At 61.7% G+C, this 15,959-nt stretch carries 16 protein-coding genes; 13 read left to right on the top strand and 3 right to left on the bottom strand.

Going from position 1 to position 15,959, the window contains the following annotated elements; genetic code table 11:
• Positions 1-197: 197 nt before the first annotated feature.
• From ACR52_RS10185 to ACR52_RS10155, 7 genes are all read left to right on the top strand, one after another.
• Positions 198-1,061, top strand: a complete 864-nt coding sequence (locus ACR52_RS10185) for a YicC/YloC family endoribonuclease (RefSeq protein ID WP_048723613.1) — start codon at positions 198-200, stop codon at positions 1,059-1,061.
• Positions 1,062-1,071: 10 nt separating this feature from the next.
• Complete coding sequence (gene gmk, locus ACR52_RS10180; RefSeq protein WP_010168203.1) at positions 1,072-1,692, top strand: guanylate kinase; 621 nt, start codon at positions 1,072-1,074, stop codon at positions 1,690-1,692.
• A gap of 166 nt (positions 1,693-1,858) precedes the next feature.
• Positions 1,859-2,122, top strand: coding sequence for a DNA-directed RNA polymerase subunit omega (rpoZ, locus tag ACR52_RS10175; protein ID WP_017735757.1), 264 nt, complete (start codon positions 1,859-1,861; stop codon positions 2,120-2,122).
• A gap of 60 nt (positions 2,123-2,182) precedes the next feature.
• Entirely contained in the window at positions 2,183-4,288 is a 2,106-nt protein-coding gene (gene spoT, locus ACR52_RS10170) for a bifunctional GTP diphosphokinase/guanosine-3',5'-bis pyrophosphate 3'-pyrophosphohydrolase (RefSeq protein ID WP_048723610.1), read from the top strand.
• Positions 4,289-4,325: 37 nt separating this feature from the next.
• Positions 4,326-4,706, top strand: a complete 381-nt coding sequence (locus tag ACR52_RS10165) for a RidA family protein (RefSeq protein ID WP_003176922.1) — start codon at positions 4,326-4,328, stop codon at positions 4,704-4,706.
• Between the two features lie 55 nt (positions 4,707-4,761).
• Positions 4,762-5,505 (top strand): hypothetical protein, encoded by a 744-nt coding sequence (locus tag ACR52_RS10160; RefSeq protein WP_048723607.1) that lies wholly within the window; start codon positions 4,762-4,764, stop codon positions 5,503-5,505.
• Between the two features lie 75 nt (positions 5,506-5,580).
• Positions 5,581-6,315 carry a hypothetical protein gene (locus ACR52_RS10155; RefSeq protein ID WP_048723604.1) on the top strand — a complete coding sequence of 245 codons (735 nt, stop codon included), beginning with the start codon at positions 5,581-5,583 and terminating at the stop codon, positions 6,313-6,315.
• A 30-nt stretch (positions 6,316-6,345) separates the two neighbouring features.
• Here ACR52_RS10155 and ACR52_RS10150 read toward each other — a convergent pair whose 3' ends face one another.
• Complete coding sequence (locus tag ACR52_RS10150) at positions 6,346-7,203, bottom strand: SDR family oxidoreductase (RefSeq protein WP_048723602.1); 858 nt, start codon at positions 7,201-7,203, stop codon at positions 6,346-6,348.
• 191 nt (positions 7,204-7,394) lie between these two features.
• Here ACR52_RS10150 and exbB point away from each other — a divergent pair, with 191 nt between their 5' ends.
• The 6 genes from exbB (at position 7,395) to ACR52_RS10120 (ending at position 14,311) form a co-directional block, all read left to right on the top strand.
• The gene (exbB, locus tag ACR52_RS10145) at positions 7,395-8,375 is read left to right on the top strand and encodes a tonB-system energizer ExbB (protein ID WP_048723600.1); all 981 of its coding nucleotides are present in this window, start codon (positions 7,395-7,397) and stop codon (positions 8,373-8,375) included.
• A gap of 6 nt (positions 8,376-8,381) precedes the next feature.
• Positions 8,382-8,807, top strand: a complete 426-nt coding sequence (gene exbD, locus ACR52_RS10140) for a TonB system transport protein ExbD (RefSeq protein WP_048723598.1) — start codon at positions 8,382-8,384, stop codon at positions 8,805-8,807.
• On the top strand, positions 8,804-9,553 hold the full coding sequence (locus ACR52_RS10135; protein WP_048723597.1) for a TonB family protein: 750 nt from the start codon (positions 8,804-8,806) through the stop codon (positions 9,551-9,553). The genes exbD and ACR52_RS10135 overlap by 4 nt, the downstream gene beginning before the upstream one ends.
• Positions 9,554-9,779: 226 nt before the next feature.
• Positions 9,780-10,700, top strand: coding sequence for a hydrogen peroxide-inducible genes activator (locus ACR52_RS10130; RefSeq protein WP_003213305.1), 921 nt, complete (start codon positions 9,780-9,782; stop codon positions 10,698-10,700).
• A gap of 8 nt (positions 10,701-10,708) precedes the next feature.
• Positions 10,709-12,784 (top strand): ATP-dependent DNA helicase RecG, encoded by a 2,076-nt coding sequence (recG, locus tag ACR52_RS10125; protein ID WP_048723733.1) that lies wholly within the window; start codon positions 10,709-10,711, stop codon positions 12,782-12,784.
• Positions 12,785-12,916: 132 nt separating this feature from the next.
• Positions 12,917-14,311, top strand: coding sequence for an aminoacyl-tRNA deacylase and HDOD domain-containing protein (locus ACR52_RS10120; RefSeq protein ID WP_048723595.1), 1,395 nt, complete (start codon positions 12,917-12,919; stop codon positions 14,309-14,311).
• A gap of 150 nt (positions 14,312-14,461) precedes the next feature.
• Here the strand turns inward: ACR52_RS10120 and ACR52_RS10115 are convergent, their stop codons facing one another.
• Positions 14,462-14,839 carry a hypothetical protein gene (locus ACR52_RS10115; RefSeq protein ID WP_025856364.1) on the bottom strand — a complete coding sequence of 126 codons (378 nt, stop codon included), beginning with the start codon at positions 14,837-14,839 and terminating at the stop codon, positions 14,462-14,464.
• Between the two features lie 125 nt (positions 14,840-14,964).
• Positions 14,965-15,894 carry a type VI secretion system-associated lipoprotein TagQ gene (tagQ, locus tag ACR52_RS10110; RefSeq protein ID WP_048723592.1) on the bottom strand — a complete coding sequence of 310 codons (930 nt, stop codon included), beginning with the start codon at positions 15,892-15,894 and terminating at the stop codon, positions 14,965-14,967.
• Between the last annotated feature and the right edge of the window lie 65 nt (positions 15,895-15,959).

The following is a 15,959-nucleotide window of genomic DNA, read 5'->3' as shown; positions in this document are numbered from 1 at the left end:
CCGAGCATTATAGAGCCGCGAGCCGATTCGGGGCACTTCTAAAAATCCGGTTACGAAAGACCGGCTTGTCGCGCTTTGTTAACGCCAGCGTTTGGGGCCTCCCGCCCCACTGCGCTACACTCCTGCGCCTTCGCAGCCTGTCGGCTTCAATTTACCCATCAGCCCGCTTTTGCGGGACTGCAACGCGAGGTACCTCCATGGTGCACAGCATGACCGCCTTCGCCCGCGTCGAAAAAGCCGGCGCCCAAGGCACCCTGAGCTGGGAACTGCGCTCGGTCAACAGCCGTTACCTGGAGCCGCACCTGCGCCTGCCGGAATCGTTCCGCGACCTCGAAGGCGCCGTCCGTGAAGCCCTGCGCCAGGGTATTTCTCGCGGCAAGCTGGAATGCACCCTGCGATTTACCGAAGAAACCACCGGCAAACCGCTGCAGGTCGACCGCGACCGCGCCGCGCAACTCGTCGCCGCCGCCGAAACCATTGCCAGCCTGATCAAGCAGCCTGCAGCGCTGAACCCACTGGAAGTACTGGCCTGGCCCGGCGTGCTGGTGGCCGACGCGAGCGACCCGCAAGCTCTCAACGCCGAAGCTCTCGCCCTGTTCACACAGGGTTTGAAGGAGCTCAAGGCCGGCCGCGAGCGCGAAGGCGCCGAGCTGGCCCGCCTGATCAACGAGCGCCTGACCTCGATCGAAGCAGATGTGGTCACGTTACGCGAGCTGGTGCCGCAGATGCTTGCCACCCAGCGCCAAAAGGTCCTCGACCGTTTCGCCGACATGAAGGCCGACCTCGACCCGGTACGCCTGGAGCAGGAAATGGTCCTGCTGGCGCAAAAGAGTGATGTCGCTGAAGAGCTCGACCGTCTAAGCACCCACATCCTCGAAGTGCGCCGTGTGCTCAAGTCCGGCGGTGCCGCCGGTCGGCGCCTGGACTTCCTGATGCAGGAACTCAACCGCGAAGCCAATACACTGGGTTCCAAGGCGTTTGATCCGCGCAGCACCACCGCGGCGGTCAACCTCAAAGTGTTGATCGAGCAAATGCGCGAACAAGTACAGAATATTGAGTAAGGCAACCTCCATGACCCACAGCACCGGCACCCTTTACATCATTTCCGCCCCCTCGGGCGCGGGCAAGAGCAGCCTGGTCAAGGCCTTGACTGACGCTGACGAGCAGATCCGCATCTCCGTCTCCCACACCACCCGCGCCATGCGCCCGGGTGAGGTGAACGGCGTGCACTACCACTTCGTGGAGCGCACCGAGTTCGTCAAGATGATCGAACATGGTGACTTCCTGGAGCGCGCCGAAGTGTTCGGCAACCTCTACGGCACCTCGCAAAGCCACCTGCAGCAGACCCTGGACGAAGGCCACGACCTGATCCTGGAGATCGACTGGCAGGGCGCCGAGCAAGTGCGCCAGTTGATGCCCAAGGCGCGTTCGATCTTCATCCTGCCGCCATCCCTGGAAGCCCTGCACCAGCGCCTGACCAACCGTGGCCAGGACAGCGACGAGATCATCGAAGGCCGCATGCGTGAAGCCGTCAGTGAAATGAGCCACTACGTCGACTACGACTACCTGATCATCAATGACGATTTTGCCCACGCCCTGGACGACTTGAAGGCGATTTTCCGCACCAATCAGCTCCAGCAAAAGCGCCAACAGCAGCGTTTCGGTAAATTACTCGCCGAATTGCTCGGCTGATTGGCGCTTCCCAAAACCGCTGTAAGGGCTTTACATTGGCACTTGCAGCGGTTTTCAGGGAACTTGGAAAAATCAGCGCTTCCCTAAACGCTGGTGATTTTTTAAACTGTTCAGTCCGCTCGCCCAACCGGGCAGCGCGCATCTTGCATCCGCTCCGAGGAATATCATGGCCCGCGTAACCGTTGAAGACTGCCTAGACCACGTGGCAAACCGCTTTGAGCTGGTCATGCTCTCTACCAAGCGTGCCCGTCAACTGGCCACTGGCGGCAAAGAGCCCCTGGTCCAGTGGGAAAACGACAAGCCTACCGTTGTAGCCCTGCGTGAAATCGCTGAAGGCCTGATGAGCTACGAGTTCATCGCCAACGCCGAAATCGTTGAAGACGAACCGCTGTTTGCAGCGTTCGAGGACGAGTCCAACGAGGCCGTCTAAGCCTATGCCTGGTCGACGTAGCACGGCGCGGGGTCACAGCCAACGGCAGGAGTTAACACTTTGCCGAGCATAGACGCCCTCGCCGATCGCTTATCGACCTACCTCGGCCCAGACCAGGTCAACCTGGTCCGCCGAGCGTATTTCTACGCCGAACAAGCCCACGACGGCCAACGCCGCCGTAGCGGCGAGGCGTATGTCACCCATCCTCTTGCGGTGGCAAATATTCTGGCCGACATGCACATGGACCATCAGAGCCTGATGGCTGCGATGCTGCATGACGTGATCGAAGACACCGGCATCGCCAAGGAAGCGCTCAGTGCGCAATTTGGCGAAACCGTGGCCGAACTGGTCGACGGGGTCAGCAAACTGACCCAAATGAACTTCGAGACCAAGGCCGAAGCCCAGGCGGAAAACTTCCAGAAAATGGCCATGGCCATGGCCCGCGATATCCGGGTGATTCTGGTCAAGCTGGCCGACCGGCTGCACAACATGCGCACGCTGGAAGTGCTGTCCGGCGAAAAACGCCGGCGCATTGCCAAGGAAACCCTGGAAATCTACGCGCCCATCGCCAACCGGCTGGGCATGCATGCCATTCGTATCGAGTTCGAAGACCTCGGTTTCAAGGCCATGCACCCGATGCGTTCGGCGCGTATTTACCAGGCGGTCAAGCGCGCCCGCGGCAACCGCAAGGAAATCGTCAACAAGATCGAAGAGTCCCTGAGCCATTGCCTGGCGATTGACGAGATCGAGGGCGAGGTCAGCGGCCGGCAGAAGCACATCTACGGCATCTACAAGAAGATGCGCGGCAAGCGTCGAGCCTTCAACGAGATCATGGACGTGTACGCGTTCCGGATCATCGTCGACAAGGTCGACACCTGCTACCGCGTGCTGGGCGCTGTACATAATTTGTACAAACCCCTGCCGGGCCGCTTCAAGGACTACATCGCCATTCCCAAGGCCAATGGCTATCAGTCGCTGCATACCACGCTGTTCGGTATGCACGGGGTGCCGATCGAAATCCAGATCCGCACGCGGGAAATGGAAGAGATGGCCAACAACGGCATCGCCGCCCACTGGCTGTACAAATCCAGCGGCGACGAACAGCCAAAAGGCACACATGCCCGCGCCCGCCAGTGGGTCAAAGGCGTGCTGGAAATGCAGCAACGTGCCGGCAACTCCCTGGAATTCATCGAAAGCGTGAAGATCGACCTGTTCCCGGACGAGGTCTACGTGTTCACGCCCAAGGGCCGGATCATGGAGCTGCCCAAAGGCTCCACGGCGGTCGACTTTGCCTACGCGGTGCACACCGATGTCGGCAACAGCTGCATCGCCTGCCGGATCAACCGTCGCCTGGCCCCGCTGTCCGAACCGCTGCAAAGCGGCTCGACGGTGGAGATCGTCAGCGCACCGGGCGCCCGCCCGAACCCGGCGTGGCTTAACTTTGTGGTCACCGGCAAGGCGCGCACTCACATCCGTCACGCGTTGAAACTGCAGCGCCGTTCCGAGTCCATCAGCCTCGGCGAACGCCTGCTGAACAAGGTGCTCAACGGTTTCGACAGCGCCCTGGAAAAGATCCCGGAGGAGCGCGTGCAAGCGATGCTCCACGAGTACCGCCAGGAAACCATCGAAGACCTGCTGGAAGATATCGGCCTGGGTAACCGCATGGCCTACGTGGTCGCCCGCCGCCTGCTGGGCGAAGGCGAACAGTTGCCAAGCGCCGAAGGCCCGCTGGCGATTCGCGGCACCGAAGGCCTGGTGCTCAGCTACGCCAAGTGCTGCACGCCGATCCCCGGCGACCCGATTGTCGGCCACCTGTCTGCCGGCAAAGGCATGGTCGTGCACCTGGACAACTGCCGCAACATCAGCGAGATCCGCCACAACCCGGAAAAATGCATCCAGCTCTCGTGGGCCAAGGATGTCACCGGCGAATTCAACGTCGAACTGCGGGTCGAGCTGGAACACCAGCGCGGCCTGATCGCCCTGCTGGCCAGCAGCGTCAACGCGGCCGACGGCAATATCGAGAAAATCAGCATGGACGAACGCGATGGTCGCATCAGCGTGGTCCAACTGGTGGTCAGCGTACACGACCGCGTGCACCTGGCCCGCGTGATCAAGAAACTGCGCGCCTTGACCGGGGTCATCCGCATCACCCGTATGCGTGCATAGCTCTTCAAATGAGCCCATCCATTACAAGGAGTCATTCATGACCAAGACTGTTATCACCAGCGACAAGGCCCCGGCCGCGATCGGTACTTACTCCCAGGCGATCAAGGCGGGCAACACCGTCTACATGTCCGGCCAGATCCCGCTGGACCCAAAGACCATGGAACTGGTTGAAGGCTTCGAAGCCCAGACCGTACAGGTCTTCGAAAACCTCAAGTCCGTGGCTGAAGCCGCTGGCGGTTCGTTCAAGGACATCGTCAAGCTGAACATCTTCCTCACCGACCTGAGCCACTTCGCCAAGGTCAACGAGATCATGGGCAAGTACTTCGAACAGCCTTACCCTGCCCGCGCCGCCATCGGCGTTGCTGCCCTGCCAAAGGGTGCGCAGGTTGAGATGGACGCGATTCTGGTCATCGAGTAAAACACCGGCGCAGCCTCCACGGGCTGCGCCGACTTCGTTTTAAAAGGATTTCGTGATGCGCAAAGCGCTTGTAGCCTCTTCGTTGCTCGCCCTGTTGCTCGGCGGCTGTGCCAGCAATCCCGCCGACCTGGATGTGAGCGGCACCTGGGTCAACCAGGTCGCCATCGATGCGGCAGCCAAGGGCGGCCCTTTGCGTGAAGCGTTGCAGAGCTTTGGCCCGAACCTCGAATGGGAGGTCAACACCAAGGCGTCGCAGGCGCGCTACTACAACGGATTTGAAGTCGCCGAAGGCAAGCTGCTCGGTGAAAAATCCGGCGCCTGGAGCGTTGATTTCTACGGCAGCTCCGCCACCGAACTCAAGCGCAAAGGCAAACAACTGCTGCAAGTGGCCAACGATAACGAGCCTGAGCAGCTGTTTGCACGCGCCAAGGACCCCGCTCCGGAGGGCGCGCCACTGGGTGCCAACTTCGAACGGGCGCTGTACGCAGCCTATATGGGCGGCGACTGGAAGATCACTGACGGCTTCGGCAACGGCGCCACGGTGCAGTTCCAGGCGGACGGCAAGGTTGCCGGCTTGCCTGGCGTCGACCGCTACTCGCTATGCCTGGCGGGCGATTGCGCTTCCATGAGCGGCGGCTACGACAGCATCTGGCTGCAACTCAACGGCCAGGGCAACCCCTGGATCTTCGCCCGCAAGGGCAAGCAGCTGGAGATATTCCAGGCGATCAACACCGCGCAGACGGACGAAGTGCCTTCGTTTACGCCCGGGCCGCGACAGTGGTTACTGGAAAAACAGTGATACAGAACAAAGGAGCCCACGGGCTCCTTTTTCTTTAGTCTGCGACATGGTTTTTACCCCTTCCCGGATTGCCCCATGCGCACACTACTTATCTTTAGCCTGATACTCCTGGGCGGTTGCTCCCCCAAACCCCTGGCAACAGACATCAGCGGCCTCTGGATCAACCAAGCGGCCATTGATAGTGCAGCCCAAGGCCGCTCATTACTTCAAGCCATCGGCGCCAATGGGTTGAACCTGGAGTGGAATATCGATACCCGCACCGGCAAGGCCCAGTTCAGCAATGCATTTGAAGCGGCTGACGGCCAGTTGCTGCCAAACGCTTCCGGCAACTGGACAGTCGACTACAACGGCCACGGCACCGACGAACTGCAATCGGACGGTACGCAACTCACTCAGCTGCCTACAAAAAGTTATCCCGGGCAAGTGTTCCGACGGGCTGCACAACCAGCGCCTGCCGGTGCAAGGTGGGGCACGACTTTCAGGCAGGCACTGAACGCAGCCTATATGGCCGGCAAATGGAAAATCATTGAAGGCCCTGGCGCCGGCAACACCGTAGAGTTCACGGCTGACGGGCGCTTGTCAGGCCTGACGCAAAATGATCGTTACGAGTTATGCCTCGGAGGAGGCTGCGCCACGCAAGGCGCAGGCAATGACACCCTGCTTTTAGGCAATGTTTATTCGGGAGACGGTTTTATTTTCGTCCGCTACGGAAAACGGATGGAGTTACTGAAGCAGATCAACCTGTCCCGGCCGGACGAAATCCCGCAACTCACTCCTGGCCCGCGCCAATGGCTGCTGGAAAAGCAGTGATAAAAAAGGAGCCTGAGGCTCCTTTTTCATTTAGCGCTTTCCTTCAAGGATCGCCGCATACCCTTCCCGGTAACTCGCATACGTCGGCACCCAACCCAGCGCCTTGGCCCGTGCATTGCTGCATTGCTTGCTGCCGGCACGGCGCACGCTGGCGTCTTCGGACCATTGCGTCACGCCCAGGTATTCGCGCAGCCAATCCACCACCTCCGCCAACGGCGCTGGCGCATCATCAACGCCGATGTAGATCTTCTCCAACGAACCGCCCAGCTCAACCCGCCGCAACAAAAAGGCCAACAAGCCTGCCGCGTCATCGGCATGAATCCGGTTGCCATATAAAGGTGGATCAATCGCCACGCGATAACCCTGGCGCACCTGGGTCAGCAACCACTCACGGCCCGGGCCGTATATCCCGGTCAACCGCACGATGCTCGCCGGGATACCGCTGTTGAGCGCCACCTGCTCGGCTTCAAGCATCACCTGACCGGAATAACCCTTTGCCTGGGTTTCGGACGTTTCGTCGACCCACTCGCCGTTTAGCTGCCCATAGACGCTGCTGCTGGACACAAACAGCAAATGCTTGGGCGTCTGGCCGTAATCCTCCAGCCACTCCAGCACATATTTCAAACCTTGCACATAAGCCGCGCGATAGCCGGCTTCGTCGTGGTCCGTCGCAGCGGCGCAATACACCAGATAGTCCACCCCGCCAATCGGCCAGGTGTCAGGGCAGTCCTTATTGAACAGATCGCCAGCGATGCCGATCACACCATCGGGCAGGCGCGAAATATCGCGCCGCAGGCCGTAAACCTCCCATTCCGAGGCCAGCAATTGGCTAGCCAGCCGACTACCCACATCGCCGCAACCGGCAATCACAACAGAAGGCACAGACATCACAAAACTCCGCTCTTAAAGGTCTAGATTAGCCCTCACAGATGACCAACGGCCAGAAAAAGGGCAAATAAAGTTACTGTATTACTTCTGTTAACAAGAATTACTTGCAATAATAACGGCCCATTTGTCCTCGACCCCTCCAAGGGTCTGGCAGGACGATCACTCTTTTTTTCCTCTCAGGTCCGGCCAGCATGACACGTAATACAACCCCCGCTTCGCCAACCAAGCCTCACAGCCCATCCCGCGCCTGGCGCGCGATTGCTGCGTTGCTGTTCAGCGTAATGCTGGCACCGACCGCCGCATTCGCCGATGCCACCGCACCCGCTGCTCCGGCTGCCGCCGAGCAGAATGCTGCCACCCCGGCTACTCCCGCCGCCGCGCCAGCCGCCACCGATCCGGCCCAGGTTGCAGACCCTGCCGCCGCCGACGAAACCGGCGTTGTGCTGGAAGAAAACAACACCCTGGGCATGGCCCACGACCTGTCACCTTGGGGCATGTACCAGAACGCCGACATCATCGTGAAGATCGTGATGATCGGCCTGGCCATCGCCTCGATCATCACCTGGACCATCTGGATCGCCAAGGGCTTCGAGCTGCTGGGCGCCAAGCGTCGTCTGCGTACTGAAATCGTCCACCTGAAAAAGGCCACCACCCTCAAGGAAGCGAGCGAAAGCGCGACCAAGAAGGGCACCCTGGCCAACACCCTGGTGCACGATGCGCTGGAAGAAATGCGCCTGTCGGCCAACACCCGCGAAAAAGAAGGTATAAAGGAGCGCGTGGCGTTCCGCCTGGAGCGCTTGGTCGCTGCCTGCGGTCGTAACATGAGCAATGGCACCGGCGTGCTTGCCACCATCGGTTCAACCGCGCCCTTCGTAGGCCTGTTCGGTACCGTGTGGGGCATCATGAACAGCTTTATCGGCATCGCCAAAACCCAGACCACCAACCTCGCCGTTGTGGCCCCCGGCATTGCCGAAGCCCTGCTGGCAACCGCCCTCGGCCTGGTTGCCGCGATTCCTGCGGTGGTGATCTACAACGTCTTCGCCCGTTCGATTGCCGGCTACAAGGCCCAGGTATCGGACGCGTCGGCAGAAGTCCTGCTGCTGGTCAGCCGCGACCTCGATCACTTGCCTAACGAGCGCAGCTCGCAACCGCACATGGTGAAAGTGGGGTAATCGGCCATGGGCCTGCATTTGAATCAAGGCGACGACGAGCTCGTCGAGAACCACGAAATCAACGTCACGCCGTTTATCGACGTGATGCTGGTGCTGCTGATCATCTTCATGGTGGCAGCACCGTTGGCCACCGTGGACATCAAGGTTGACCTGCCCGCCTCCAGCGCCAAGCCGACGCCGCGGCCAGAGAAGCCGATTTTCCTCAGCGTCAAGGCGGACCAACGTCTGTTCCTGGGCGAAGAAGAAGTCAAAACCGAAAGCCTGGGCCCGGTGCTGGATGCCAAGACCCAAGGCAAGAAAGACACGACGATCTTCTTCCAGGCCGACAAAGGCGTGGACTACGGCGACCTGATGAGCGTGATGGATGCCCTGCGGGCAGCCGGCTACCTTAAGGTAGGCCTGGTCGGACTTGAGACGGCAGCCAAGAAATGATCACGACGCGCCACAAACTGACGCGTTATGGCACCAGCCTTGCCGTCGTGCTGGGCGTGCACGCCGTCGCGATTGCTATCGCGCTCCACTGGTCGGCCCCGCGCTCGGTCCAACTGCCACCGGCGGCCATGGTCATCGACCTGGCACCCGCGCCGGCACCACCGCCTCCGGCTCCGCCGAAAGTGGTGACGCCGCCGCAACCGCCCGCACCGGTGGAAGAACTGCCACTGCCGAAGCTGGCTGAAGCGCCCAAGCCGACGATCCAGGTGCCCAAGCCGGTCAAGCCCAAGCCCAAACCTCAGCCGCCCAAGCCTGTGGAGAAGAAGCCCGACCCGCCCAAGGAGAAGCCTTCCGAGGACCCACCGAGCGAATCGCCACAGAACAATGCGCCGGCGGAAAAATCGGCCCAGCCCGTGCCCGGCCCATCGCCCCAACAGGTCGCGGCCAAAGCCTCCTGGGAAGGCACCCTGCTGGCGCACTTGCAGAAGTACAAGAAGTACCCGGCGAGCGCCCAGGCCCGTGGCAAGGAAGGCCTGAACCGCTTGCGCTTCGTGGTCGACGCCGAAGGCAACGTGCTGTCGTACGAGCTGGTGGGGCGCTCCGGCAACGCCGACCTGGACCGTGCAACCCTGGACATGATCCGTCGTGCCCAGCCACTGCCCAAGCCACCGGCCGACATGGTGAAGAGCGGGAGCGTCGAGATCGTCGCACCGTTCGTTTACAACATCGAAAAGCGTCGCCGCTAGAGACATAGCGGGGGCAATGTGGGAGGGGGCTTGCTCCCGATAGCGGTAGATCAGTCGATATCTCTTTGACTGACACACTGCCATCGGGAGCAAGCCCCCTCCCACATTTAATTGCGTACAACCAAAATCTCGCGCATTCCCCGCTCAATCCTCTCCAAAGTTCTGATAACGTGCGTCTATCGATTGCAGCCGGTATGCTTGGCCCGCAACCTCATGGACGCCCGCTATGACTCTTACAGAATTACGCTACATCGTGACCCTCGCCCAAGAGCAGCACTTCGGCCACGCGGCCGAGCGTTGCCATGTCAGCCAGCCGACGCTGTCGGTGGGTGTGAAAAAGCTTGAAGACGAACTCGGTGTGCTGATTTTCGAGCGCAGCAAAAGCGCCGTGCGCCTCACTCCGGTGGGTGAAGGCATCGTTGCCCAGGCTCAGAAGGTCCTTGAGCAGGCACAAAGCATTCGCGAGCTGGCCCAGGCCGGCAAGAACCAGCTGACCGCACCGCTCAAAGTCGGCGCGATCTACACCGTCGGCCCGTACCTGTTCCCGCACCTGATTCCGCAACTGCACCGCGTCGCGCCGCAGATGCCGCTGTACATCGAAGAAAACTTCACCCACGTGCTGCGCGACAAACTGCGCAACGGCGAGCTGGACGCGATCATCATCGCCCTGCCGTTCAACGAAGCCGATGTACTGACCCTGCCGCTCTACGACGAGCCGTTCTACGTGTTGATGCCGGCCTCCCACCCGTGGACGCAGAAAGACACCATCGACGCCGGCCTGCTCAACGACAAGAGCCTGCTGCTGCTCGGTGAGGGCCACTGCTTCCGCGATCAGGTGCTGGAAGCCTGCCCGACCCTGACCAAGGGCAATGACGGCGCCAAGCACACAACCGTGGAATCCAGCTCCCTGGAAACCATTCGCCACATGGTCGCGTCCGGCCTGGGCATTTCGATCCTGCCGCTGTCGGCGGTGGACAGCCATCACTACGCCCCCGGCGTTATTGCAGTACGCCCACTCACGCCGCCGGTGCCGTTCCGTACCGTGGCGATTGCCTGGCGCGCCAGCTTCCCACGGCCGAAAGCGATTGAGATCCTCGCCGACTCGATCCGCCTGTGCTCGGTGGCCAAGCCGCCCGCTGCGAGCTAAGCAACCGTATGACTGAGCTGTCGCAGGTGTCGGTGACGGCACTCAAGGGTGTCGGTGAAGCCATGGCCGAGAAGCTAGCCAAGGTCGGCCTGGAAAACCTCCAGGACGTGCTGTTCCACCTGCCCCTGCGCTATCAGGACCGTACCCGTGTCGTGCCCATCGGCCACTTGCGCCCAGGGCAGGACGCGGTAATCGAAGGCACCGTCAGCGGCGCCGACGTGGTGATGGGCAAACGCCGCAGCCTGGTGGTGCGCCTGCAGGACGGTACGGGCGGCCTGAGCCTGCGCTTCTACCATTTCAGCAATGCGCAAAAGGAAGGCCTCAAGCGTGGCACCCGCGTGCGCTGCTACGGCGAAGCCCGTCCTGGCGCCTCCGGCCTGGAAATCTACCACCCGGAATATCGCGCCATTACCGGCGACGAGCCACCACCGGTCGATACCACCCTCACACCGATCTACCCGCTGACCGAAGGCCTGACCCAGCAGCGCCTGCGCCAACTGTGCATGCAGACCCTGACGATGCTCGGCCCGAAAAGCCTGCCCGACTGGCTACCCGAGGAACTGGCCCGCGACTATCAACTGGCGCCGCTGGACGATGCGATTCGCTATTTGCATCACCCGCCCGCCGATGCCGATGTCGACGAGCTGGCCTTGGGTCATCACTGGGCGCAACACCGCCTGGCCTTCGAAGAGCTGCTGACCCACCAACTGTCCCAGCAACGCCTGCGCGAAAGCATGCGTTCCCTGCGTGCGCCGGCGATGCCCAAGGCCACGCGCCTGCCGGCGCAATACCTGGCCAACCTCGGTTTTGCGCCAACCGGTGCCCAGCAGCGGGTCGGCAATGAAATCGCCTACGACCTCAGCCAGCATGAACCCATGCTGCGGCTGATCCAGGGCGACGTGGGCGCGGGCAAAACCGTAGTCGCCGCCCTCGCCGCCTTGCAGGCGCTGGAAGCCGGTTACCAGGTGGCGCTGATGGCGCCGACGGAGATCCTCGCCGAACAGCACTTCATCACCTTCAAACGTTGGCTCGAACCCCTGGGCCTGGAAGTGGCGTGGCTGGCCGGCAAGCTCAAGGGCAAGGTCCGCGCGGCGGCGCTGGAACAGATCGCCGGCGGCGCACCGATGGTGGTGGGCACCCACGCGCTGTTCCAGGACGAAGTGAAGTTCAAGAACCTGGCCCTGGTGATCATCGACGAACAGCACCGCTTCGGTGTGCAACAGCGCCTGGCCCTACGCCAGAAAGGCGTGGGCGGCCGCATGAATCCGCACCAGTTGATCATGACTGCCACCCCGATCCCGCGCACCCTGGCCATGAGCGCCTACGCCGACCTCGACACCTCGATCCTCGACGAACTGCCGCCCGGCCGTACTCCCGTCAACACCGTGCTGGTCACCGATACCCGGCGTGTGGAAGTGATCGAGCGCGTGCGCGGCGCCTGTGCCGAAGGGCGCCAGGCCTATTGGGTGTGCACGCTGATCGAAGAGTCCGAAGAGCTGACCTGCCAGGCCGCTGAAACCACCTATGAAGACCTCACCAGTGCCCTTGGCGAGCTGAAGGTCGGGCTGATCCACGGCCGCATGAAGCCAGCGGAGAAAGCCGCGGTGATGGCCGAGTTCAAGGCCGGCAACCTGCAACTGCTGGTGGCCACCACGGTGATCGAAGTCGGGGTAGACGTGCCCAACGCCAGCCTGATGATCATCGAAAATCCGGAGCGCCTCGGCCTGGCGCAACTGCACCAATTGCGTGGCCGCGTCGGCCGGGGCAGCGCCGCCAGCCACTGCGTGCTGCTGTACCACCCGCCGCTGTCGCAGATCGGCCGTCAGCGCCTGGGCATCATGCGCGAGACCAACGATGGTTTTGTCATCGCCGAAAAAGACCTCGAATTGCGCGGCCCCGGCGAAATGCTCGGCACCCGCCAGACCGGCCTGCTGCAATTCAAGGTCGCCGACCTGATGCGCGACGCCGACCTGCTGCCCGCCGTGCGTGATGCGGCGCAAGCACTGCTTGAGCGCTGGCCCGATCATGTCAGCCCGCTGCTGGATCGCTGGCTCAGGCACGGCCAGCAATACGGCCAGGTCTGATCCGCTCCGCACCCGGCGCATCCCTGTAGGATCGGCGTACGACAGCCGACCACGTCACAAACCACAGTTAGTCGACCAACACCTGTAACAAGCTGGTTATACTCCAACGACTGTAGGAAATTGGATCAGGCCATGTCAGAAGTTGCCCTCGCCACAGCCCCGCTCACCGCTCCGCCGGTCATTCGGGCCCTGCTCGCAAAGCTCGCCATCAGCTACACGGAAGTTGCCGAACATACTGGCCTGAACCCTGCACGAAAGATCCAGGCGGTGCTGCTGGAAGATGCGGTGGGCGCACTCATGGTGCTGTTCCCCCAGAGCCAGTTGCTCGACCTCAACCGCCTCGCCGAACTGACCGGCCGCCGCCTCACGGCCGTGTCACCCGATCGCGTCGCGCGCATGCTGGGCAAACATGACCTGAGCCTGCTGCCGGGCCTGCCGCCACTGACCAGTTCGCCATGCCTGTACGAAGGCAGCCTGCTCAACGAGCCGAGCTTGCTGGTGCATTCGGGCCAGGCCGGGCTGCTGCTGGAAATCTCCAGCGACGCCTTCAAGACCATGCTCACCAAGGCCAGCGCCGCGCAATTCGGCGAGCCGCTGAGCAATATCCGCCCCAACCTCGACCGCCCCAATGATGACCGCGAGGAAATCACCCAGGCAATGCAGGCGTTTACCGCTCGCCGTATCCAGCAACGCCTGGAAGCGACCATCGAGATTCCACCGCTGGCCGACACCGCGCAGAAGATCATCAAGCTGCGCGTCGACCCCAATGCCACCATCGACGACATCACCGGCGTCGTGGAAACCGACCCAGCCCTGGCCGCCCAAGTGGTGAGCTGGGCCGCGTCGCCGTACTACGCATCGCCGGGCAAGATTCGCTCAGTGGAAGACGCCATCGTGCGCGTGCTGGGTTTTGACCTGGTGATCAACCTGGCACTGGGCCTGGCCCTCGGCAAGACCCTGAGCCTGCCCAAGGACCACCCACACCAGGCCACGCCTTACTGGCACCAATCGATCTACACCGCTGCCGTCATCGAAGGGCTGACCCGTGCCATGCCGCGCGCCCAGCGCCCGGAAGCCGGTCTGACTTACCTGGCGGGCTTGCTGCACAACTTCGGTTACCTGCTCCTGGCCCACGTGTTCCCGCCGCACTTCTCACTGATTTGCCGGCACCTGGAGGTCAACCCTCACCTGTGCCACAGCTATGTCGAGCAACACTTGCTGGGCATCAGCCGCGAGCAAATCGGCGCCTGGCTGATGCGCTACTGGGACATGCCGGACGAACTGTGCACCGCCCTGCGCTTCCAGCACGACCCAACCTACGACGGCCAATACGCCGAATACCCGAACCTGGTGTGCCTGGCCGTGCGCCTGCTGCGCAGCCGTGGCATCGGCTCTGGACCGGATGAAGCGATTCCTGACGAGTTGCTTGAGCGTTTGGGGCTGAGCAGGGACAAGGCTGAGGACGTGGTCGCCAAGGTGCTGGATGCTGAGGTGCTGTTGCGCGAGCTGGCTTCGCAGTTCAGCTAGACCTGAAACTGATCGTTCCCACGTTCTGCGTGGGAATGCATCCTGGGACGCTCCGCGTCGCGACTTTAAGAGCGGACGCAGAGCGTCCAAAGCGGCATTCCCACGCAGAGCGTGGGAACGATCAGACGCTCTGCGTGGGAACGATCAGAGTTAGCCCTTCTTTTTCTTCGGCTTCAAATACTTGGTCAATCCCTGGAACCAGATCACCAGCGCCGGGTTGCCCTTGATCTGGATCGACTTGTCCTGAATTCCTGTCATGAACGCCAGTTGCTTGTTCTTCGCCTGCATCGTGGCGAAGCCGTAGGCGGCGTCTTTAAAGGCAATGGCGAAGGCCGGCGCAGGATGGACACCCGAGCGGCTGGTGATGCGCTGGTCTTTGACGATGAAGTGACGGGCAACCTTGCCGTCGAGGGTCTGCAACTGGAACGCCAGGTCTTTGTCACCCAGTTGTTGCTGGAAGGCAGGATTGGTGCGGCTGGCTTTGCCCATCATCAGGCCCAGCACCCAGAGGAGAAGACGAAATTTCATGCACACGGCCTCGGTCTAATTATTGAGTGGCCGCAGCAGTGTAACGATTTGCAAGCGGAACGCCACCGATCTCGTACTTTTAGCGGGAGATCGGCAGGCGTTTAACGCTTATAGCAACATGTTACTCAGACGTTAGGGCAAGGTACCGGTGCCCAGTCAGCCAGGTTCGGATCGCGGCAAGTGCCTTCGATCTGTGCCTTGCCAGCGCTGGCGACCTGCTTGCTTTCAGCTTGCTTGGTCTGGGCGGTCTGGATAGTTTTTTCGGTGGCGACCGCTTCTTTCGGCACAACCGGCAGCGGCGGACGCTTGGTCACGACTTTGGCGGTCGACTTGCCTTTCTTGGCCGGTACGACAGCCGGAGTGACATCCGCTGTAGCAACAGTGACGACGTCGTTACGCTGCACGCCCACTTGTTGCAGGTCTTTCTCGTAGGCCTGGGTGTAATTGTTCAGGTCTTCGCTGGCCTTGCCGTTGACTGCAACGATCAGGTCATTCGACTCTTTCAGGCCCGACACGATTTCCGCCAGGCGTTTACGGCCTTCGGTGTCGTTGACGGTCTTGGCCTTGCGGTCGGCCACCAGCTTGGTGAACGCGCTCTGGTAGCACTGCTGGGACGCTTTGGCGTACGCAGTGCTGCGGTCGATGTCGGAGGCGCTTTTGTTGACGTCAGCTGCGTAGGACGCAATGCGCTGGTTGTCATCGCTGATCTGCTTCTGACGCTCGGTGTAGTAACCCGCAGCGCCACCCGCCAGGGCGCCGCCTGCGGCGCCAATAGCGACGTTACGGCCACGTTTGTCCTTGTCGCCGGTCAGGGCGCCCAGCAGTGCACCGCCGGCAGCGCCGATGGCCGCGCCGGTGACGACCGACTTGGTCATGTCCGAATCGGTCGCACGCAGGTGCTGCACCGGCTCGTAGCAGTTCGGGTAGTACTCGACCTTGGTGCTTGACGCGACCTTGGAAGCCGGCGACGTGGCGCAGCCGGTGAGTACGGTACTGAAACCGGCCGCAATCAGCAGCAAGTGACGCTTGGAAACCGCCTTACGTGAAAAAAGCATAGGTGTGTTCTCTTTTAAGTTTGACTTGCCCAGCACGGCCCACCGCCGCCTGAGTCCCTTCCAAG

The sequence above is a fragment of the Pseudomonas fildesensis genome (genome assembly GCF_001050345.1).
Lineage (GTDB): Bacteria > Pseudomonadota > Gammaproteobacteria > Pseudomonadales > Pseudomonadaceae > Aquipseudomonas > Aquipseudomonas fildesensis.
Note: the sequence above shows the minus strand (reverse complement) of the source record. Positions and strands in the feature narration are given on the sequence as shown.

Coding starts and splice junctions, on each gene's coding strand:
- tagQ (WP_048723592.1), bottom strand. CDS start 15,894: ATGCTTTTTTCACGTAAGGCGGTTTCCAAGCGTCACTTGCTGCTGATT.
- ACR52_RS10155 (WP_048723604.1), top strand. CDS start 5,581: ATGCGCACACTACTTATCTTTAGCCTGATACTCCTGGGCGGTTGCTCC.
- ACR52_RS10115 (WP_025856364.1), bottom strand. CDS start 14,839: ATGAAATTTCGTCTTCTCCTCTGGGTGCTGGGCCTGATGATGGGCAAA.
- ACR52_RS10130 (WP_003213305.1), top strand. CDS start 9,780: ATGACTCTTACAGAATTACGCTACATCGTGACCCTCGCCCAAGAGCAG.
- gmk (WP_010168203.1), top strand. CDS start 1,072: ATGACCCACAGCACCGGCACCCTTTACATCATTTCCGCCCCCTCGGGC.
- recG (WP_048723733.1), top strand. CDS start 10,709: ATGACTGAGCTGTCGCAGGTGTCGGTGACGGCACTCAAGGGTGTCGGT.
- ACR52_RS10150 (WP_048723602.1), bottom strand. CDS start 7,203: ATGTCTGTGCCTTCTGTTGTGATTGCCGGTTGCGGCGATGTGGGTAGT.
- ACR52_RS10120 (WP_048723595.1), top strand. CDS start 12,917: ATGTCAGAAGTTGCCCTCGCCACAGCCCCGCTCACCGCTCCGCCGGTC.
- rpoZ (WP_017735757.1), top strand. CDS start 1,859: ATGGCCCGCGTAACCGTTGAAGACTGCCTAGACCACGTGGCAAACCGC.
- exbB (WP_048723600.1), top strand. CDS start 7,395: ATGACACGTAATACAACCCCCGCTTCGCCAACCAAGCCTCACAGCCCA.
- ACR52_RS10165 (WP_003176922.1), top strand. CDS start 4,326: ATGACCAAGACTGTTATCACCAGCGACAAGGCCCCGGCCGCGATCGGT.
- ACR52_RS10185 (WP_048723613.1), top strand. CDS start 198: ATGGTGCACAGCATGACCGCCTTCGCCCGCGTCGAAAAAGCCGGCGCC.
- ACR52_RS10160 (WP_048723607.1), top strand. CDS start 4,762: ATGCGCAAAGCGCTTGTAGCCTCTTCGTTGCTCGCCCTGTTGCTCGGC.
- ACR52_RS10135 (WP_048723597.1), top strand. CDS start 8,804: ATGATCACGACGCGCCACAAACTGACGCGTTATGGCACCAGCCTTGCC.
- exbD (WP_048723598.1), top strand. CDS start 8,382: ATGGGCCTGCATTTGAATCAAGGCGACGACGAGCTCGTCGAGAACCAC.